We start from the raw sequence: 20,041 nt of genomic DNA on the forward strand, positions 1-20,041 counted from the left end.
GTCCGAATGAAGATACTCTCTGAAAGAGATGGAAACCTTTTTAATCATTTCGACGAAATCGATTAATAAACTTGTGGTCCGAATGAAGATACTCTCTGAAAGAGATGGAAACTCAATCATTTCAAGTTCCAAAAGCCGACAAATCTCTGGTAGTCCGAATGAAGATACTCTCTGAAAGAGATGGAAACGTACCTTTTTTTTCTTTGGAAACCTCCTTTTCAATTCATTCGTCCGAATGAAGATACTCTCTGAAAGAGATGGAAACGTCTCCCGCAGGCTCTATGCCCACGGGTTATTATGAATAAGTCCGAATGAAGATACTCTCTGAAAGAGATGGAAACCGATTATCAGCATCATTTACACCTCCGACTTAGCTAAAAAAGTCCGAATGAAGATACTCTCTGAAAGACATGGAAACGTAATCCCTGTAATAGGCATGATAGACGACGCAATTGTAGCGTCCGAATGAAGATACTCTCTGAAAGAGATGGAAACGTGGATTTTTATATAATAAAGTTTGGGGGAAAATACATCGGTTTGCAAATAAAGCCTGTAATTTATGAACAAGCATCGTACATCTATCAATCAAGAGAATGGATGAGCAAAGCTCATGAAAAATTTGAAAAAGAATACGGTGGAAAGGTGTTTTGTTCTTGATTAAAAAAGACGGCAAAAAAGAGAGTGATTTAGAAGAGACAAAAAAGAGATTGAGAGACTAAATCAGGGAATATGATTTAAAAATACGGGGTAAAAATAAAAGGCTTGTGAGAGTTGATAGTTTCTCACAAGCCTTTTTTATTTGTTTTCAATCAAACGAAATAGTTTTCAGCCGCGTGTACAGCCGCTGTTGCACCATCTGAGACTGCTGTTATTATCTGTCTAACGTGCTTTTTTCTGACATCTCCTATGGCATATATTCTTGGAACACTGGTTTGCATAAACTCATCTGTGATAATGTATCCTGATTCATCTGTCTTGACGATATCTTTTACAAGTTCTGAGTTTGGTACCAAACCGATAGCTATGAAGACTCCGTCTACTTTTATACTGCTGATTTCACCTGTTTTGGTATCTTTCAGAACAACCTCCTGCAGTCTTTTTGTCCCTGAAAAACTTTCAACAACTTTGTTGAACAGGAATTTGATCTTCTGGTTGGAAAAAGCCTTGTCCTGAAGTATTTTAACAGCTCTCAACTTATCGCGGCGATGAATTACAGTCACAGATTTTGCTATTTTCGCAAGATACAACGCGTCGTTTATAGCCGTATCTCCACCACCAACAACTGCTACGTCTTTGTCTTTGAAGAAGTAACCATCACAGGTCGCACAGTATGAAATGCCCTTTGCTGTTAGTTCTTTTTCACCGGGTACTTCAAGTTTTTTCGGGTCTGCACCTGTTGCTATCATCAAAACATGTGCCTTTATGGTTCTTCCATCTTCTGTTTCAATGAACCTTTCTTCACCATTTAAGATCACGCGTTTTACTTCCGAATTCAAAAATTCCGTTCCAAGTGATTGCGCATGCTCTTTCATTTTCATGGCAAGTTCCTGTCCCTGTATCGATGGGAAGCCAAGGTAATTGTCTATGTAAGTAGTCAGATTCAACTGCCCGCCTTCAAGTACTTTTTCAACCACAAGAACACTCAAACCGGCTCGCCTTAAATACACAGCCGCACCAAGTGAAGCAGGACCGCCACCAACAATTACCACGTCATAATGATCTTTTATTTCTTTTGCACCTACTTCGAAGAGCACTATTGATCATCTCCTAACTGCTTTGAGCAGTTCCTGTATGAACGCATTTTCCGGGTATGCACCGACAAAGTCGTGCTCATCGTTTATGAAAGTATGAGGAACTGAGGAAATGCCGTAATTCATGCTCAATTCTGGAAATTCATTTGCCTCTATCATTTCAGCAGTTATGTTTTTATTGACCATTGCGGCACTATGAGCCATCAGTACAGCCTTTGGACAATAAGGACATGTTGGTGTTACAAAGACTCTTATTTTAACAGGGTTGTTTATGGATTTGATTTTTTCAATCTGTTCTGCATTGAAAAATGGTGGTTTACCTGTTGAGACCGCTATGATGTCCTGTATCAAACTTGAAAATTCATGCCCGGATGGTATTCCATAGAATCTTATTCTTGAATCATTTCCTTCTTTGTCCAAAAGTACTATAGCCGGTGCCATTTCTATTTTGTACTGATCTGCGATTTGCTTTTCTTTTTTCACATGATAAACGTACATCTGCATTTTGCTGTCGATTGAAGACAGTTCTTCAAGAACCTGTTTTGTGAGATCGCAATATTCACATTCAGACTTGTCATCAACAAAGATCAGTATCTTCACCGGGTCTTTCAACTGTTCAGAAAAAACTTTTTGAAGATATTTCGCATCTTTTTCACTTATCAATGCCATTTTCCATACCTCCTTGACCTTTTCTAAATAAATTCTACCATATTAGTCGGAATTTATTCTTTTCTGTCCAGTAAAGACGATGTAAAACCTAATATGATGAGTAAAACACCGAGGGACAGTTTGCTCAATTCATGTCCAATTGAAACCCTGTTGAATACAAAAACAAGAGAGAATAATCCCCAGCAGATCAAAATCGAAGCGATGTTTCGTTTTGTAGAGCGTCTTAATAGATAAGTGGTCACGTATTCTTTTTTTGTAAAACCCATGGAAAGAAATAGCACTCTGAATCTTTTGTCTTCACTTTCAAGATAGGTGGATAATCTACCAACGTGGAAAAGAAAAGCAATCAGCGAACATATGAAAAAGCTCCTGAGCCCATACTGCCCAAAGGTTGATGTATAGGTGATTAGAACACCGAGTGTGGCGAGTATATTGATTGTTGAAAAAGGAGTAAGGGTCATGTTTGCCGTGCCGGAAAAATTTGCCCAGACAACGGGTAAGGCAGAGGATATACCGATCAATGAATAAACCAGACCGAACAGAATGTCCTTTAAAAAATCACTCACCTTTATTTTTGCTCCTCTCCCTGTGGTTCTTTTTTCAAAACTTCTGCAATACCTGCTAAGCTTGAGAGAATAGCCGAAGCTTCCATCGGCAAGAATATTTTTGTTGCTTTGCCATTTGCGATTTCTTTTAGTGCATCGAGGTATTTGATGGCTATCAGGTCGCTGGTGGGTGCACCTTCGTGTATGGCTTTGAACACACTCAAGATTGCTTCTGCCTGACCCTGAGCTTCTGCAATGAGTTTGAATCTGTTGGCTTCGGCGACTTTTTTGATTGCTTCAGCTTCACCTTCGGCTTTCAAAATGGCTGCGTTTCTTTCACCTTCTGCTTTGAGTATTTCTGCTTGTTTTATACCTTCTGCTTCGAGAATGGCTGCCCTTTTTGTTCTTTCTGCCTTCATCTGTTTGCTCATGGCATCGGTTATGTCCTTTGGTGGATCGATCTTTTTGATTTCCACCCTTGTTATTCTCACGCCCCATTTGTCTGTTGCATCATCCAGGACAGTTCTCAACTTCGTGTTTATTTTTTCTCTTGAAGTGAGGGTTTGATCCAGCTCAAGTTCGCCTATCACATTTCTCAGGTTGGTCTGCGCAAGTTTGAGTGTTGCAAATTGAAAATTGTTGACATTGTAAACAACTTTGTAGGCATCTGTGACTTCATAGTATATCACTGCATCAACTGTCACAACCACGTTGTCTTTTGTGATCACTTCCTGAGGCGGAACATCTATTACCATTTCTCTAAGATCAACTCTGGTCATTCTGTCAAAAAAAGGCACAATGAAATGTAGTCCCGGACCGGCTTCTCTGTGAAACTTACCGAGCCTTTCGATCAATCCTCTCTGGTAAGGTCTTACCACCTTGATTCCCGTTGCGGCTATTATCAATATCAATACGGCAACTACGCCAAGGGCTATTATCATCGTTGTTCACCTCCCTGCAGTTTTTCGACTATAACATGTGCTCCTTCAACTTTCAAGATTTTTACTTTTTCTCCTTCCTGAATGACAGAATCATCATGAGAATAAGCTCTCCATGTGTCACCGTTGATTTTGACCAATCCTTTGCTGTTTTCGTTGTCGATGGTTTCAATTACGATGGCTGTTTTACCTATTATCTCGTCTATGTGTATCTTACGTGGTTGCTCTCTGGTTAATTTTTTGGTCAAAGGTCGGGTTAGGATGACTAAAAGTCCAGAGACTGTGATGAATGTCACGACCTGAACCAACGTGCCAAAAGCAATGCTGACCGCAGATGCTACAAACGCTCCTATTCCAAACCAGAACAGGAAAAAAGTCGGGGTGAGTATTTCTCCTATTGTGAATATCACACCTAAAATCAGCCACACCACGAATGGTTCCATCTTATCACCCCCTTCAGAGTGTGAAGACAACTTCTGGATCAACATAACTTATCTGAAAACTCACGGTTTCCTTTATATTTTTCAAATACCTGTCGATTTTTCCACTGTATCTGGATGAAATGTGGTACAAGATCAGTTTCTGCACATTGGCTTGGCGTGCTATTTCGATAACCTCTTCAAGCGAAGCGTGGGCGTTCATTTTTCTGTCGCTGGTCTTGAGGAATGTGCACTCATGTAAAAGAATCTCACTGTCCGTGGCATCTGATGGATCAATACCAAAAGTATCACCAGAAACAGTTAGAATTTTCTTTTCGTACGTCTCTGTTATATGATCTGGCCCGAGTTTTTTGGATAATCTGCTTATTTCTTCCTCTGACAGGTTCCTGTATTCTTCTTTGAGCCGTCTTCGTGTTTCAATTACATTATACCCGAGGCTGAAATCCTGAACTGTGTGTTTTACTTTGAAAGGAACTATGTATCTGGCAAATCCGCCTGCCTGCCTGAGAAAAATCTTTTCCTGAGCTGAGACGGGCTGTGCAATCAGGTCAAATCTCAGATCATCGTTTGCCTTTTTTATGAACTCCAACCATTCTTCGATCGCGGTATTTCCCTTTGGATAGTAAACTGTCAAGGGTTTTTCCCTGTCTCCCATGGAATTGTTTCGCGTGTTCACTATGGTCCACAATCCAGATATGTGGTCGATATGACCGTGTGTTAGAAAAATATGTCTTATGGCATAAATTCTGTTGGACATTGTCAGGGAAACGCCTTCACCCGCATCAAATAGGATTCTTTCTGGTGCATAGTATACCCATGTCGAATACAGAGCTTTAGAGTATATCTGAAGTACCAGCTCACTCACCCTTTCTCTTCGCCTAAGATCTCAAGCTTTATCGTGCCTTTGACACCACCGGGTAAATGCATCTGAATATCGTACAATCCAACTTCCTTCAAGGGTTTCTCAAGATGAATCCATTTTTTGTCTATCTCCATATTGGTGTTTTTCGAAAGAACTTCAGCTAAATTCACAGAAGTAAGTGCTCCGAAGAGCTTACCGCCCCCGCCGACTTTGGCATATACTCTGTGAACCTGACGCTGCAGAGTTTTGAGTATTTCCTCACTCTTTTTCCTGGTGAGATCTTCTTTGTGGATCTTCATGGTCTTTTCATTTTCGACTCTTTTTATCTCGCCTTCCGTTGCGGGTTTTGCCAGTCCACGTGGTATGAGATAGTTTCTCGCGTATCCATCTTTCACTTCCTTGAGCTCGCCATTTTTGCCTATACCCGGTATGTCTTTGAGCAAGATAACTTTCATTCACGTTCCTCCTTTCATTTTCATTATATCCTAACATCACTTTGGAAAGCTGATTTGATAAAAACTTTATGTTAAAATTAATCCGTATCGGGTTTGAAAAATCTAATTAGTTATTTTTGTGATTATATCATCGTAAATCTTTTCAAATATAATCACATACAGGAGGAATTTGATGGAATACGATCTTTACCTGAAGATCAAGAGCGAAGATGTTCACAAACTCGGCTATATTCTTGAAGTAGAGGATAATATGGTGAACATGAGAAAATACGAAAATGGACTTTTGAGGATACTGGTTCCTGCAGATCTTTTAAAGGATTTGCTGGAGTTTCTCGAGTCGGTGAGAGAGCATGTAAACTTTGAAATAGTAGATTATAGAGAGAACGATGGGCATATTTAAGATGATTTTGCCAAGAGAATATCTCGAAGATCTGACCGATCTTGATGTAGAGAGATTTTTCAAAGCAGGTATGGATTACTTCATATTCGATTTTGACAACACACTCGGTCTGTGGAGAAGTTCTTCTGTGGAAAAAAGATTTGAGCCTGTTTTGAACAGTATTCTGAAGTTGAATGGAAAGATACTCATAGCTTCTAACGGTAAGCCAAGAAATATTTCACTCAACGGTGCAAAAATAATATGGAGATCAAGAAAACCGTTTGTCTGGAAGATAAAGAAAATACTCGATATGGAAAAAATAGATCCCGGCAGGGTTGTGATGGTCGGAGATCAGATATTCACAGATGTTCTTGCAGGCAATCTGCTCGGAGTATACACTATTAAGGTAAAACCATTGAGTGATAGAGAGTTCATCGGTACAAAGTTTTTGAGGTTTTTTGAAAAAATAGTTCTACATTTTGCAAGAAAAGGTGAGAGATGTGAAGTGTGAAGGCTGTGGTGCTCAGATTCAACATGAGGACGAGAAAAAACCGGGTTATATACCGCTTGATGTTCTAAATAGAAGAAAAGCGGAAGGTAAACAAATACTCTGCCAGAGGTGTTTCAGAGCAAGGCACTATGGAAAGCTCGAGCCGGTGAGAATTACAAGAGACTTTCTCAAAGATCTCAAAAATATCATCGAGGATTTTGAAGTGGTAATCTGGGTGCTGGACATAACAGATTTTGAAGGGAGTTACAATGATTCTTTGAAACAAACGCTCAGTGGCAAAAAAAAGATAATACTGGTCAACAAGATAGATCTTCTTCCAAGAGCCGTTACTGTGCAGGAGATAAAGGACTGGGTGCGTCAGAGATTAGAAGATGAAAAGATAGAGGATATTTTAATAACAAGCACTGTGAGAAAATATGGCATCAGAAAGGTTGCAAGCGAGCTGAGCCATTTCAAAAAAGTTTTGCTTGTCGGAGCGACAAATGTTGGTAAATCTTCACTGGTTCGTGCGCTTACTGGTGCCGATCTGAGCGTTACTCCATTTCCGGGAACCACTCTGGATTTGATCAAAACAAAGATGGATGATACCATCATCTGTGATACTCCGGGTATTGTGACAAATGACCGCCTGATCGATCTTCTACCGCCAGATTGTCAAAAGAGGATCCTTGAGAAACGCTTTTCCAGGATGACCTTCAAACCACAGAAGGGTAAGGTGATCTTTGTCGGTGGTATGTGCCGACTTTATCTGGATTTTGATACACAATTTTTGCCCATCTTCCAGATCTTTGCCAGTGAAGGTGTGAAATTTCACACAACTGACTCAAAAAAAGCAGATGATCTTTTGTCAAGGCAGTACGGTCGTTTGCTGGTTCCACCATGCAGTCCTGGATCGCCATCTATGGATTCTTTTAGCTGGAAAGAACACAGATTCGATCTTGATATCAATGAAGAAGTCGCAGTGGCAGGTCTTGGATGGATCAGTGTCAAAAGAGGTCCATTCATGGTCAGAGTAATTGTTCCTGAGAAAGTCAGTGTGAAAAAGAGGATTGCTCTGGTAAATCCATACAGAGGAGGTATTGAGCATGAATAGGAAAGAGCCAGGCATAATTGTTGGAGTGAGCAACAGACATGTTCATCTATCCAGAGAGGATCTGGATATCCTGTTTGGTAAAAATTACGAACTCAAACCAATCAAAGATCTCGGACAGCCGGGGCAGTATGCCGCCGATGAAAAGGTGATCATCGTAGGTCCAAAAGGTGCAATTGAGCAGGTGAGAGTGCTGGGACCTGTTAGAAATCAAACGCAGATTGAAATTTCAAAGACAGATGCGTTCAAACTCGGTGTTAATCCACCTGTAAGAGACTCAGGGGATATAGAGAACACACCGGGCATAGTCATAGTTGGACCAAAGGGTACGGTTATAAAAGACAAAGGAGTGATTCTGGCAAAGAGGCATATTCACATGCATCCAAAGGACGCACAGCATTATGGGGTCAAGGACAAAGACATTGTGAAAGTGGTCTGTGAAAAGGAAGGACGCAGATTGATATTTGACGATGTTCTAATACGCGTCAGTGAAAAATTCGCTTTAGAGTTCCACGTTGATACAGATGAAGCAAATGCCGCTCTGTTAAAAAACGGTGATCTTGTGTGGATAATAGCGTAGAAGTTTCATATCAGGGAAAGATATACAAATTTGAAGGCTCAGTTCTGGTAAAAGACATTTTGAAAAAGTTAAATCTCAACCCTGAAGAACATGTAGTTGTGGTTGATGATCAGATTTACACCGAAGATAGAAGAGTAAACAAAGGTATTAAAGTCATAATACACAAAGTCACTTCTACATGGTAATGGGGGCGCTGAAAATGATAAGCCAGGAAGTATTATCTTACAAAGACGAATTGATAAGTTTGAGAAGAGATTTTCACATGTACCCGGAGGTCGGTCTTGAACTGTACCGAACATCGCAAAAGGTTGCAGAGTATCTTGAATCGATAGGTTTAGAGGTTAAAAGAAATGTTGCCAAGACAGGCGTCGTTGGGCTGCTGAAAGGTGCAAAACCGGGTAAGACGATTATGCTCAGAGCAGATATGGATGCACTCACGCTGCAGGAGTTGAATGATGTTCCTTATAAGTCAAAAATCGATGGTGTGATGCACGCCTGCGGGCATGATGGTCACACAGCCATGCTGCTTGTAGCTGCAAAGATATTGAAATCACATCAATCCGAGCTCAATGGAAATGTGAAATTCGTTTTTCAGCCTTCAGAAGAAAAATTTCCACCAGGTGGAGCTTTACCGATGATAGAAGAAGGCGTTTTAAAAAATCCGGATGTTGATTATGCTTTTGGATTGCATCTGTGGACACAGCTTGAATGTGGAAAGATTGGTATCAGAAGCGGTGCACTCATGGCTGCTGCAGATGAGTTTCAAATTACACTCAAGGGACAGGGGGGGCATGGTGCTCAACCGCATTACTGTAAAGATCCAGTTGTTGCGGCTGCCGAGCTTGTCATGGCTCTTCAAACTATCGTGAGCAGAAAAGTAGATCCATTAGAAAGTGTTGTTGTCACAGTTGGAAAAGTTCAAGCAGGAAGTGCGTTCAATATCATACCTCAGACAGCTATTCTTCAGGGAACGGTCAGAACACTGAGTGAAAGCAGTCGAAGTTTAGTAAAAGAGAGTATAGAAAGAATCACGCGGGGTGTTTGTTTAGCCCATCAGATGGACTTCGATATAGATTACAAAGACGGTACAGCTGTTCTTGTAAACGACGAAAAGTTGACAGAACAGGTGCGAAAGATCGCAGAAAGTGTTTTTGGAAAGGAAAATGTCGTTGAAGTACCACCAACCATGGGCGGTGAAGATATGTCGTTCTTTTTAAAAGAAGTTCCGGGTGTTTTTTATTTCATAGGTGCGTCAAATTCACAAAAAGGTTTGAACAGATTTCATCATTCACCGTATTTCGACATCGATGAAGACTCACTGCTTGTTGGTACACAGATGCACGTGAGCCTGGTTTTGAGTATGCTCACAGAAGAAAAATGATCGTACTTCAAAAAATCATTGAGTCTTTTCTTCTTCCAATTGGATTTTTCGTGACGCTGTTTTTGTTAACAGGTATTTTTTGGTTTAAAAAAAGTAGAAGCAGGGCGATTTTTATGATATCACTTGCGCTTTGCTTCTACTTTCTCTCAAGTGTTCCTGGTGTTCTAGTACTTGTTTTGCCTCTTGAAAGATCTTACAAAGCCCATGTTCCGCAACAGGTTGACGCTGTCATTGTGCTTGGCGGAGGTGTTGTCAAGACACCAGATGGCTATCGGCTGTCACAGAGTGCCCTGGGAAGGCTGGTTGAAGGTGTTCAACTTGCAAAGAAATTCGATTCTTTTTTGATAGTATCTGGTGGTACATTACCGCTGTTAAACCAGCCACCAGAAGCATTGATTATGAAGGATTTGGCTATTTCACTTGGTTTGCCAGAAAATTTGATAATAGCCGAAACAGATGCAAGAAACACTCTGGAAAATGCGATTTTTACATCCAGAATCTGCAAAGAAAAAGGTTTTAAGAACGTGGTCGTTGTAACTTCGGCAATTCACATGAAACGCGCTGTTTATTCTTTCTTTAAAGCTCAATTCACCGTATATCCATATCCGACCGACTATCTTTACAACCACTCTGAGTTTGGCTGGATTGATTATTTACCAAACAAAGATGCTCTGACGGCAAATTTGTCGGCAGTTCACGAAATAGTGGGTATCCTCTGGTACAGGTTCAGATGATTTACAGCAACCACGGAAGAAAAAAATGTACAAAAAACCATCCTACAACAAGAAAATCTGTGTATCTGTGCAGAAAAACCCATCTTCTTTTGAGAATTTTTCTAAGTAGATAATACAAAAACAGTAAATTTATGCCAAACCACAAAATCCAACCCGTGTGGATTTCAAAAGCACCAAGTGCCAGATAACCATGTGTGAAACCTGTTATGATCAGAGCTAATCCAGTGTATCTGTGCAAAATTGAACCGATTCTCAAAAATTTTCTGGCACTTTTCACACCTTTGAGAATTCTTCTCAATGGAAAGAGAGAAAAATTATAAAAAAGTAAAACAACACTCAGCCACGCAAATATTTTATAAGCCATATACCTACTCGACTGCGTACTCAGAAGGCATGCATATGATTTTGCCGATTTTCAATTCCAGCATTCTGGATGTGTTTGCCGGCTTGATCACCATTGCTGTGTCAAGACCCTTGGAGCTGCCGGCACAGGCGACTATCCATTCACTGCATTTTATCAAACCAGCATCTGCAGCCATGAGGCTCATTTCCACGCAGACCTTGACTCCCTGTGAAAATAACCTCAGAGTGTTTGCCACGACTTCAGCAATGTGAATGCCGCTGTACTCTCTTCTGAAAGATCTTTCAATCCCGGAAAGAACATGAGTCGCAGAAAGAACTTTGTGTCCTTTATTTATGAGTTCCTGTCTGATCTGATCTGAAAATTCCTGCTGATCAACTTCCTTAAAGCCGTAATGGTGTGTGACCACAATCAGTTGAAAATCAGCCGGAATCATTCTCAAAGCTTTTTCTGCGCTGTATCCGCGTGTTGAAGATATCAATAATTTTTTACCGCACTTACTGGCTTCTTCAATGGCAAGCTGTAAGGTTTTTTCTGTGTTTTCTTCGCCTTTTTTTGGAAATAGTACCATCTATTCATTCCTCCTTACACAAAGATTTTACCATTATCATTTAGTCTCAAACACGAATAATTTGGTTTATACTCTCTGAAGACTGAAAGATGGGAGGAAAGTTTATGTTCAGATCTATGAGAAGGTCTGAAAGACAGCTTTCTACAAAACAAGCCTTTGAGATATTGGAAAAGGGTCAGTATGGTGTACTCTCAACCTGGGATGGTGAATATCCATATTGCGTGCCTGTTAATTACGTGTTTGTTGATGGATGCATATACTTTCACACGGCTCTTGATGGTCATAAGGTCGATAACATAAAAAAATACCCAAAGGTATGCTTTAATGTGGTGACAAAAAGCGATATTCTTGCAAGCAGGCTTTCCACAGAGTATGAAAGTGTAATTGTCTTTGGCAGAGCGGAGTTTGTGCAAAAAGAAGAAGAAAAAAAGCTGGCATTGCGCAATCTTGTAAAGAAACTTGCCCCTGCTTATGAAGATGAAGGTGAAAAATGCATCCTGTCGATTATGGATCAAACAGGAGTTGTCTGTATACACATAGACCACATAACTGCTAAGGCTAATTTTGGAAAGTAGTATTTGACTATTTTAAATCCAGAGTTCTTCTATTCTCAATGCTTCAAAATAAGAATTATTGTATTTGCCGTTGTACTGGTAAATAGATCCACTTGAAAAATGTCCAAGAGCCATGCCAAAAGCAAAGGCTATAGGTACAGGAACACTCAAAAAGAAATGAAAACGTTCAAAGTGTCTTTTGGTTTTTACAAATTGGGTTAAACTCATTAACTCATTTACTTCATCTGTCCAGTCTCCAGTAGCTATTTCTCCTAAATTTTTGTGGAAAATTTTGATTACCACTGCATTCAGCTTCTTTTGTCTGATGAATTCTTCAGCATCGGCTGACGGAGCATGTGATGCAAATTGAATTATGAAAGCACAGTTTTTACCATCACCGGATTGCTCAAAGTAAATCTTTTTGAATGAATTTATATCTTTCAATTTTTTGATTGTTCTTATATCTTTTCTCAGATCTATTACTTTGTGATATTCATTTCCCTGATAATGATACAAAACTACAGGATTCTGTGACCCAAGCATAATTCCTATACCCATCGCAAGTGAAGCGGGCGCAAGCAAAGAGATATGTGGAATCCCACCATTACAGATGATTGCGTCTATTATTTCGTGTATTCTTCTGGCTTGTTTTACAAAGTCTTTCTTTCTAAGACTTGATGACTGGTAAAGCAACGGTGCGCCGGATATTTTTTCAAAAACTTCTCTTTTTGAATGATTTTCCACTTTGCTGATGAGCTTTTGAAAGGAATGTTCTAAATATTCAGTGCTTCTTTTGTCTGAAAAAGATGCCAAAAACGGTACTTCATGATTTTCTTTTGTCAGAAAGTCCAGAACTTCTATGGCATTCGAGAAATCTCTCTGGGTGAACAGAATCTTTCCAGATTTTTTGCAAGCCTCTTCTTTCAATTGAACAAATGCCGGTGGTTTGATATTTAAATTTTCTTCAAGACCTCCGGTGAAAACCCATGGTTTGTCGTGTTTTTTGCATTTCAAAGCAATGTATAGTGGCAACATAAAAGAGTCTTCAACAATATCTGTATCGAAGAAAACCGACAGATTTTCTTTTAAAATCCGACAAATTTTTTCAACGTGCGTTGACACAGCCTGCACATTGGTAAAAAGTTTTCCGGTTTTCACAGCAATGCCGTGTGCTAAACAAGCTTTACCGTTTAGAACCACCGGGAATTCGAATTTCACATAATCGTTGCACAGTATTTCACGGCAGTGCTCCGTGTCTATGTTCAAAAACTTTGATAATATTGCACAGTTTGAATAATTTTTGTCTCTTGAATAAATGAGTATTTCATAAACAAGTTTCGGATAACTGGGTATCTTGTCTTTAATACCTTCGACTGTTTGTATTGCTTCGTCTATATTTATGTTTCCCTCTTTTAAAGCAAGTATGAAGTAATCTGGGTTGTTTTCTAAGAGCTCAGAAAATCTCATGTAAAAACCCTCCGTAGAAATTTTAGTCCAATTATGAGCTGTATTTTTATCAATTTGCAAAATTAATGGAAAATGGTTTAAAATATTTTCGAAGAAAGCCAAAATGCAAATCTTGATATTATATTCAAATAGTTTTTTCGTGGGGGTGTATGGTTTGTCTTGTTCTTTCTCAGAAGAATGCGCAAAGCTCTTAAGAGATAAGACTCTCTCCAAAAAGTTTTACGATCATCTTTTAGAGATATTTAGAAAGGTCATTCACAAATTTTCAGCGGTAAATTGGAAAAACATAGATGATCTTGCCGAAGAATTTCTACAGGATTTTTGTGAAAAACTCGAAGTATTTTGCGAGCGAATTTTAAAAAATCTCGATCAGATAAAATCGATCGATGCTTACGTTATTCAATCTATATCTAACTTTTCGTTGAAAAAGTTAGAAAGACTTTCAGGTAAAGAAGGAGAGGTTTTATCACTCGATCGGGAAATTGATGAATCGTCTGGAAACGAAACGTTCATAGAGATAATCGGATATGAGAATTTTGATTCTTTTGCAGAGATTATAGCAGAAGATATATACGAACAATTTCTACAAGAGTGCAATAAGAAAAAAACAGACATGAGAAGATATATTTGCTTTTTTATTTATCAGGAATTGTATGGGGATGATAAGTTTGCAGATTCTTCCTGGTCAGACAGTAACAAATACAAGATAAGGGAAAGAACAAGGAAATTCATAAAAGAATTTGCTGAGAAATTTTCCTTAGAAGAAAAGGTACTGGGTCTGGTATTAACAAAGTTCATGTCAGAGATCTGTGAGAAGATGCGTCTATATAGATGAAACAAGATGAATCCAAATCGAAGTTCTTAATTTGGGGGTCATAAAGATGCCATTACTTGAAGATTTCATGAGAATTTACAAAGAATCGATGAAAGGTTTTAATGAGGCAAATCCTATAAAAATTTGTAAAAGTGTGAATCTTTCAGTATCTGATGTATTTGTAATTTACACAACACACCTTCCTATTTATGGCGTAGTAATTGAAGAAACAAAAGGCAGGATAATTTTTGCTTATCTCACAACTTTTCTTGCACTTGCTTCGGTTGAAGCAGTTGAAATGAGGATAAACAACCTTTTTGATACTGTCAAGTTGACCCATCTAACATTTGAAATGGATATTGAGACTGCAAAGCCTTTTATAGAGAAATTGGGATCGGTCAAAGATCTGCAGATTTTAAAAGAAAATCTAAAAAGACTTGAAAAGATCGATTACGGAAAAATACACAGAGAGTTCTTTGATACTGAAAAAAATCGAGTAGAAATTATTCTTCAATTAATGAAGGAGAACGACAAGATCATTTATGTATCATCAGGCGTCTTAGAAAAATTTGAACAGTTTGCACAAAGCAGAGCTGTTGCAGCAACTGAAAAAAAGACGATCAGGCTAAATTGTGCGATAGCAGTGTGTGAAGACCTTGGCTTGCGTTTTTTCTTCGCAGATGAATGCAAGAACAAGAAAGGCAAGATATACCTGCTCGGTGAACTAATCTTCAGTGGGCATTTAAAAAGTGGATTGTTAATTAGAAATCTTGGAAATTTGGTTCATCATATCTCTGAACAAACAATGAAAATTGAAATTGATAATCAGAACAATATTTAAATAAAAAGGATGACATTATGAACAGATTATTAAGGGGGTTTTTTAATGACAAATTTGATTTATCAAGTTGGGCGGATCACAGGTGAACCAAAAACATTTTTTATATCTTCGCAGCAGGGCAAATTTTGTCTTGAATCCGAGCTTTCAAGTTTCTTTCTCAAAGAGTATATGAAATCAAAACAGGAAAGGGCAGAAGTAGTTTTGATTTACCCTGTTAGCATACTTCTCAACAAAGGACTTCCTGAAATGTTGGGAAAAAGAAATCTGAATGATTCCAGGCAAAAAGTTCAAAAAATTCTTGAAGAACCTGATAAATACTTGAACTCTCCTGATTCCTACATCCGTGAAATACCATGTGAAAAAAATAGAGACGACATACTCGTTGTTCATTCTTTAGGTACTTACGCTGGTATCACACTCAATGGTTTTTATGATGACATTGTTCTGGAGTTGTTTTTCGATATGGTAAAAAGATACCTTAAATATAAGCAAGTACAAGCCATCTATCTTGATATCTCAAGTGGTCTGAACATATATGTATCTGCGATGATTGAAGCAGCAAGGTATTTCTCAACATTTGTTACACTCATGAACTGGAAAAATGATACTAATAGTGCCGAAGATGATACTAGTAACATTCCAGAAATAATCATAACTTTCTCAGACCCTATAATCGGAAACGATTCTTCAGAATACGAAATACATCTTCAAAAACAGATATATTTAGAGACATTCATGTCACCGCTTTTGTCATACTTTAAAAAGACTTATCAAAGTAAAACTCTAAGCGAAGACGAATTGAACAAATTATTGAAAGATAACATCTATTCTGATAAAAATGAAAGACCATTAAAAAATCAACTTAAAGAGAAATTATTGAAAAGTCTTCTGATTTATTCTTCAATTACAAACTGTACACCTTTGTACTTATATTATATAGACAGGCATACCGATCATGGAGTTTTCAAAGAAATCGAAACAATAATTGATTACGCAGAGAAAAAACTGTACCTCAATTACAGAGAATCGCCGAAATTAAACAAAGAGTTTTACATAGAAGTAATATGCCAACTTGCACTCTATGCTGGTATGCTCAAGATATTGAAAAATAAAATTGAAAAATTTGACCAAGACACTGGTATAAGATTGAAAGATCTTGGAGAAACTTTTGAAAAAATACTAAGCAATATTGGCTTCAATCGTGGTCTGATATTTTTGAAAAACGAAGTGGATATCACAGAAAAGAATATCAATGAATATTTTGAAAAAAATAAAAATGAGACAGAAAAGTGGATCAAGTTACGTGAAATCAAATTCCCAGATTCTAAAAGCACTCTGAATAAGAGAAATTTCATTGCTCACATTGGTTTAGCAGCAGAAATAACTGAAATAAAAAAAGATAAAGATGGAGAGATCTATGTCAGATACAGTGAAACCATAGAAATGAATAAATTAGACAAATTTCTACTGGAAAGTAATTGATCAACTGTCAGAAAAATGCGATGGGTGAGATCATATTAAAGGGGTGTGATACAGGTGAATTACAAAGATACGCTTATATGCACGGTTGGAGCAAGTCTTTGGACTAATGTAACCAAGCCAAATGCTCCTGAACAGCTAAAACAATTGATTCAGTGTAAAAACATATCTGACGCTGTTCAAATCTTAAAAAAGATAACCAACCCTCATGACAGAATCTTGGGAGCAGAGATCAATTCTGTTGCAAGTCTGGTTGAAAAAGGTTTCCTTAGTTCCAGACAGCAGATGTTTTTACTGGTTTCTGATACTGAAAAAGGGGAGTTTATTGGTGATCTTTTGAAGGAGTATTTTTTGAAGAATGAAAACGGTCTTGACTTTAAAAGTGTTGAGGTTGTCAAAGTAGATAAGCTCAATGATGAGAATCGATTTGAATTTAAATTCCATGGTTTAAGAAATCTGGTAAGAGAAATGGCAAATTGTGTGAAAGATAGTCTTGGTAGATGTGTCATAAATGCAACTGGTGGTTACAAAGCTGCTATAGCTTATGCTGTATTACTCGGACAGGCTCTGAATGTTCCTGTTTACTATCTTTTTGAAACTTTTGACGAGATAATAGAACTTCTACCAATTCCCGTCAGATTCGATCCAGATCTATACAGAAAATATTCAAAGATCTTTTCAATGCTTGAATACATGAATGTTGTTGAAGAAACAAGATTTTTGAAAAAGTTCAGCTTTGCGAGCTGGGCAAGTGTACCGGAAGAAATAAAGATATTTGTTGAGAGAGAGCCGATAGACGCACAATATCAGCTGGCATTGAATCCTCTTGGACAAATTTATCTGGAAAGCGTTGAATGGGATTGTTCAACTATTGATGATCAAGATTATAAAACAAGCAAGCCTTTTTCAGAGAAAATAACAGGTTCTGGAGGACATGCAATAAAAATCAGAGAATACAACGAGAAAATCATTCAGGATATAGCCAAACTTCCATGGGTTGAGCTTGTCAGTATGACTGGAAGCTCAGAAATTGAAAGTGGGGATGCCTTTAGAGTTTGGGTAGAAAAAGATCATCTCAAGATGGCTTTAAACAGTAAAAAAGGAACAGGTTTTTATATCATTCAGACTACAATCAAAAATCAGAAATTTCTTGAGTGTGTGAAAAAGAAGATAGAAGAAATTCTTCAAGAAAGGAGGTGAATATGTGGATAGTGAACGCGAAGTTCTGGTAATAGGATCACTAATACACGACATAGGGAAACTCGTAAGAAGAGCCGGGATTGTAGACCAGAAGCAAAAACACACTCTTGCCGGTGGAGTTTTCGTTAAAGATGTCGATGTAAACGGCAAAAAGATCTTTGCTCCATATCAAAAATTCATCTTCAACCATCACGAATCAGATCTCGATGACTCTGAACCACTCACATGGTATGTATGCTATGCAGATAACATTGCAAGTTCTGAGAGACAGGTTAAACAGGATGAAGGTTTCGAAGAAAAAAGGACACTCGAAAACGTTCTTGCAAGAGTAGGAAGAGATGAAGAAAGTATTGATTCTTATTTCAAGCCTGTTGCAATAGGAGAGATCGACTGTGTAACCAACGAAAAGACAGTACATGAGTCGGATTTCGAGAAAATATACACAGCGCTTGTAAACGATGCAAAAAGATTACATCTGAATGCGGAAAATTTGCGGTTCTTGCTCTACAAGTACCTTTCTTTTGTGCCACAATCGACACAAAAACAAGGAATTATGGACATATCACTCTATGATCATTTAAAAGTTACTGCAATGGTTGCACTTTCGATTTATGATTATGTCAAAGCAAGAGGTATTGAAATCAAAAAGTATGACGATCTAAAAAAATTACAAGATGAAAAGGTTCTTTTGCTCGTTGAAGGGGATGTTTCTGGAATTCAGAGATTCATCAGTGAGGTTTCGTCAAAAGGAGCGCTTCGGTCTTTCAGGGGACGCAGTGTCTTCATAGACTTATTTCAAGAGGTCATCGTGGACAGAATTCTTCAAGAAACTGGATTTTTCAGAACAAATGTACATTTTGTTGGCGGAGGACATTTCTATCTGATCATATCCAACACAGATCAAAACATTGAAAAGCTCAGGAAAATTCAAAGGGAAATTAACCAGTGGCTTTTGGATATGTCAACAGAATTAAAACTCGTAGTTGAGTTTGAACCAATGACACTCAGGTCCGAATGAAGATACTCTCTGAAAGAGATGGAAACTGTTATCGTCAAACAAGAAAATATATGCGTATATCTTGTCCGAATGAAGATACTCTCTGAAAGAGATGGAAACTTCTGGGGAGAGTTCCCTCCCCAGAAGTGACTCAAGAAATAGTCCGAATGAAGATACTCTCTGAAAGAGATGGAAACCTAAAGAGACTTTCTTTTGCGGCAGCTGCCGCTGCCGCAATGTCCGAATGAAGATACTCTCTGAAAGAGATGGAAACTATTTGTTGCTACAGATAGTATCGTATACAATTCATCGGCGTCCGAATGAAGATACTCTCTGAAAGAGATGGAAACGACTACGACTTCTCTAGCTAAGTTGGAAGATTGTGACTGTACGTCCGAATGAAGATACTCTCTGAAAGAGATGGAAACAGGAAAGAGGGGGAGTGGTTAGCTCCCCCTCTTCCCTGAAAGTCCGAATGAAGATACTCTCTGAAAGAGATGGAAACGCATATAGCAAATGCCCCGACACAAATACATAATATTTCTTCGTCCGAATGAAGATACTCTCTGAAAGAGATGGAAACCTGGGGGAGAGTTCCCTCCCCAGAAGAGATTCGGAAAATAAGTCCGAATGAAGATACTCTCTGAAAGAGATGGAAACCTGGCTATATCAGCCAGCTCCAATAACTCCTCGATTGTAAGTCCGAATGAAGATACTCTCTGAAAGAGATGGAAACAGTTCCCGACCCAACAATCTCTCGATCCAAGCAACGTCCGAATGAAGATACTCTCTGAAAGAGATGGAAACTTGGATAGCAGAAAGGATAAAAAAAGGAAAGAGGGGGAGCGTCCGAATGAAGATACTCTCTGAAAGAGATGGAAACTATTCATCTATGAAGCTTGTAGACGTGGAATTCTTCTAGTAGTCCGAATGAAGATACTCTCTGAAAGAGATGGAAACAAATAAACAATTTGTCTGAATAAAAGACTTTTTTGTGTTAGTCCGAATGAAGATACTCTCTGAAAGAGATGGAAACGGAGTGGTTAGCTCCCCCTCTTTCTTGAAAACCTATACCAGTCCGAATGAAGATACTCTCTGAAAGAGATGGAAACCTTGTATTATACCTTTAGCTATTCCAGCAATAACTGTATCTAGTCCGAATGAAGATACTCTCTGAAAGAGATGGAAACTTTGCGCACCGTCCCAATCGACTACGACGTAGCGTGCAACGGTCCGAATGAAGATACTCTCTGAAAGAGATGGAAACTTTGACACTTAAAATGTTCTCTTTCTTAATTTCCATTAATAGTCCGAATGAAGATACTCTCTGAAAGAGATGGAAACACCTTTTGGCTCGGGGTCCACTTATCGGACCCCAATACTTGTCCGAATGAAGATACTCTCTGAAAGAGATGGAAACCT

23 protein-coding genes, 1 pseudogene and 2 CRISPR repeat arrays are annotated in these 20,041 nt (G+C 38.5%); of the genes and pseudogenes, 14 read left to right on the forward strand and 10 right to left on the reverse strand.

The genetic code is table 11. From position 1 onward, the window contains the following. Positions 1 to 495: a CRISPR direct-repeat array (repeat unit 36 nt; unit sequence GTCCGAATGAAGATACTCTCTGAAAGAGATGGAAAC). Next, entirely contained in the window at positions 496 to 657 is a 162-nt protein-coding gene (locus tag AC4E92_RS09335) for a hypothetical protein (RefSeq protein WP_490240325.1), read from the forward strand. It abuts the feature before it with no gap. A gap of 152 nt (positions 658 to 809) precedes the next feature. On the opposite strand, the gene trxB is transcribed toward AC4E92_RS09335, so the two are convergent. From trxB to rplI, 7 genes are read right to left on the reverse strand one after another with little or no spacing between them, the layout of a single operon-like run. Next, the gene (trxB, locus tag AC4E92_RS09340) at positions 810 to 1,754 is read right to left on the reverse strand and encodes a thioredoxin-disulfide reductase (protein ID WP_490240326.1); all 945 of its coding nucleotides are present in this window, start codon (positions 1,752 to 1,754) and stop codon (positions 810 to 812) included. A gap of 6 nt (positions 1,755 to 1,760) precedes the next feature. Then, entirely contained in the window at positions 1,761 to 2,420 is a 660-nt protein-coding gene (gene pdo / locus AC4E92_RS09345; RefSeq protein ID WP_490240327.1) for a protein disulfide oxidoreductase, read from the reverse strand. Positions 2,421 to 2,473: 53 nt separating this feature from the next. Further along, positions 2,474 to 2,986, reverse strand: coding sequence for a hypothetical protein (locus AC4E92_RS09350; RefSeq protein WP_490240328.1), 513 nt, complete (start codon positions 2,984 to 2,986; stop codon positions 2,474 to 2,476). A gap of 2 nt (positions 2,987 to 2,988) precedes the next feature. Further along, a complete protein-coding gene (locus AC4E92_RS09355) occupies positions 2,989 to 3,906 on the reverse strand; it encodes an SPFH domain-containing protein (RefSeq protein ID WP_490240329.1) in 918 nt (305 codons plus the stop codon). Further along, positions 3,903 to 4,346: an NfeD family protein gene (locus AC4E92_RS09360; protein ID WP_490240330.1), complete on the reverse strand. Its 444-nt coding sequence runs from the start codon at positions 4,344 to 4,346 to the stop codon at positions 3,903 to 3,905. Before AC4E92_RS09360 ends, AC4E92_RS09355 begins: the two co-directional genes overlap by 4 nt. 13 nt (positions 4,347 to 4,359) lie before the next feature. Next, positions 4,360 to 5,199 carry an MBL fold metallo-hydrolase gene (locus AC4E92_RS09365; RefSeq protein ID WP_490240347.1) on the reverse strand — a complete coding sequence of 280 codons (840 nt, stop codon included), beginning with the start codon at positions 5,197 to 5,199 and terminating at the stop codon, positions 4,360 to 4,362. 5 nt (positions 5,200 to 5,204) lie between these two features. Next, entirely contained in the window at positions 5,205 to 5,660 is a 456-nt protein-coding gene (gene rplI / locus AC4E92_RS09370) for a 50S ribosomal protein L9 (RefSeq protein WP_490240331.1), read from the reverse strand. A 172-nt stretch (positions 5,661 to 5,832) separates the two neighbouring features. Between rplI and AC4E92_RS09375 the strand changes: the two genes are divergently transcribed. The 7 genes from AC4E92_RS09375 to AC4E92_RS09405 all read left to right on the forward strand — a co-directional run bounded on the left by AC4E92_RS09375 (position 5,833) and on the right by AC4E92_RS09405 (position 10,335). Continuing rightward, complete coding sequence (locus tag AC4E92_RS09375) at positions 5,833 to 6,060, forward strand: DUF4911 domain-containing protein (RefSeq protein WP_490240332.1); 228 nt, start codon at positions 5,833 to 5,835, stop codon at positions 6,058 to 6,060. Between the two features lies 1 nt (position 6,061). Next, on the forward strand, positions 6,062 to 6,550 hold the full coding sequence (locus tag AC4E92_RS09380; RefSeq protein WP_490240333.1) for a YqeG family HAD IIIA-type phosphatase: 489 nt from the start codon (positions 6,062 to 6,064) through the stop codon (positions 6,548 to 6,550). Further along, on the forward strand, positions 6,540 to 7,643 hold the full coding sequence (gene yqeH / locus AC4E92_RS09385; RefSeq protein WP_490240334.1) for a ribosome biogenesis GTPase YqeH: 1,104 nt from the start codon (positions 6,540 to 6,542) through the stop codon (positions 7,641 to 7,643). Before AC4E92_RS09380 ends, yqeH begins: the two co-directional genes overlap by 11 nt. After that, on the forward strand, positions 7,636 to 8,220 hold the full coding sequence (locus AC4E92_RS09390) for a phosphate propanoyltransferase (protein WP_490240335.1): 585 nt from the start codon (positions 7,636 to 7,638) through the stop codon (positions 8,218 to 8,220). The genes yqeH and AC4E92_RS09390 overlap by 8 nt, the downstream gene beginning before the upstream one ends. Beyond that, on the forward strand, positions 8,205 to 8,405 hold the full coding sequence (locus AC4E92_RS09395; protein WP_490240336.1) for a ubiquitin family protein: 201 nt from the start codon (positions 8,205 to 8,207) through the stop codon (positions 8,403 to 8,405). The genes AC4E92_RS09390 and AC4E92_RS09395 overlap by 16 nt, the downstream gene beginning before the upstream one ends. Positions 8,406 to 8,419: 14 nt before the next feature. Beyond that, a complete protein-coding gene (locus tag AC4E92_RS09400; RefSeq protein WP_490240337.1) occupies positions 8,420 to 9,601 on the forward strand; it encodes a M20 metallopeptidase family protein in 1,182 nt (393 codons plus the stop codon). 113 nt (positions 9,602 to 9,714) lie between these two features. After that, a complete protein-coding gene (locus AC4E92_RS09405; RefSeq protein WP_490240338.1) occupies positions 9,715 to 10,335 on the forward strand; it encodes a YdcF family protein in 621 nt (206 codons plus the stop codon). Position 10,336: 1 nt separating this feature from the next. On the opposite strand, the gene AC4E92_RS09410 is transcribed toward AC4E92_RS09405, so the two are convergent. After that, positions 10,337 to 10,699 (reverse strand): hypothetical protein, encoded by a 363-nt coding sequence (locus AC4E92_RS09410; protein WP_490240339.1) that lies wholly within the window; start codon positions 10,697 to 10,699, stop codon positions 10,337 to 10,339. Positions 10,700 to 10,703: 4 nt separating this feature from the next. Continuing rightward, positions 10,704 to 11,267: a pyruvate kinase alpha/beta domain-containing protein gene (locus AC4E92_RS09415; RefSeq protein ID WP_490240340.1), complete on the reverse strand. Its 564-nt coding sequence runs from the start codon at positions 11,265 to 11,267 to the stop codon at positions 10,704 to 10,706. A gap of 104 nt (positions 11,268 to 11,371) precedes the next feature. On the opposite strand from AC4E92_RS09415, the gene AC4E92_RS09420 reads away from it, so the two are divergent. Continuing rightward, a complete protein-coding gene (locus AC4E92_RS09420) occupies positions 11,372 to 11,842 on the forward strand; it encodes a pyridoxamine 5'-phosphate oxidase family protein (RefSeq protein WP_490240341.1) in 471 nt (156 codons plus the stop codon). A gap of 12 nt (positions 11,843 to 11,854) precedes the next feature. Here AC4E92_RS09420 and AC4E92_RS09425 read toward each other — a convergent pair whose 3' ends face one another. Then, positions 11,855 to 13,288: an SAVED domain-containing protein gene (locus AC4E92_RS09425; RefSeq protein WP_490240342.1), complete on the reverse strand. Its 1,434-nt coding sequence runs from the start codon at positions 13,286 to 13,288 to the stop codon at positions 11,855 to 11,857. A 154-nt stretch (positions 13,289 to 13,442) separates the two neighbouring features. On the opposite strand from AC4E92_RS09425, the gene AC4E92_RS09430 reads away from it, so the two are divergent. The 5 genes and pseudogenes from AC4E92_RS09430 to cas10 all read left to right on the forward strand — a co-directional run. Next, positions 13,443 to 14,123, forward strand: a complete 681-nt coding sequence (locus AC4E92_RS09430) for a hypothetical protein (RefSeq protein ID WP_490240343.1) — start codon at positions 13,443 to 13,445, stop codon at positions 14,121 to 14,123. Between the two features lie 46 nt (positions 14,124 to 14,169). Continuing rightward, on the forward strand, positions 14,170 to 14,943 hold the full coding sequence (locus AC4E92_RS09435; protein WP_490240344.1) for a hypothetical protein: 774 nt from the start codon (positions 14,170 to 14,172) through the stop codon (positions 14,941 to 14,943). Positions 14,944 to 14,988: 45 nt separating this feature from the next. Further along, positions 14,989 to 16,425 carry a TM1812 family CRISPR-associated protein gene (locus AC4E92_RS09440; protein ID WP_490240345.1) on the forward strand — a complete coding sequence of 479 codons (1,437 nt, stop codon included), beginning with the start codon at positions 14,989 to 14,991 and terminating at the stop codon, positions 16,423 to 16,425. Positions 16,426 to 16,479: 54 nt separating this feature from the next. After that, complete coding sequence (locus AC4E92_RS09445) at positions 16,480 to 17,622, forward strand: putative CRISPR-associated protein (protein WP_490240346.1); 1,143 nt, start codon at positions 16,480 to 16,482, stop codon at positions 17,620 to 17,622. Between the two features lie 4 nt (positions 17,623 to 17,626). Further along, positions 17,627 to 18,613, forward strand: a pseudogene (cas10, locus tag AC4E92_RS09450) (type III-A CRISPR-associated protein Cas10/Csm1); the annotation flags it as partial. A gap of 17 nt (positions 18,614 to 18,630) precedes the next feature. Then, positions 18,631 to 20,039: a CRISPR direct-repeat array (repeat unit 36 nt; unit sequence GTCCGAATGAAGATACTCTCTGAAAGAGATGGAAAC). Positions 20,040 to 20,041 lie beyond the last annotated feature (2 nt).

It is taken from the genome of Pseudothermotoga sp., from assembly GCF_031962025.1.
GTDB lineage: Bacteria > Thermotogota > Thermotogae > Thermotogales > DSM-5069 > Pseudothermotoga_B.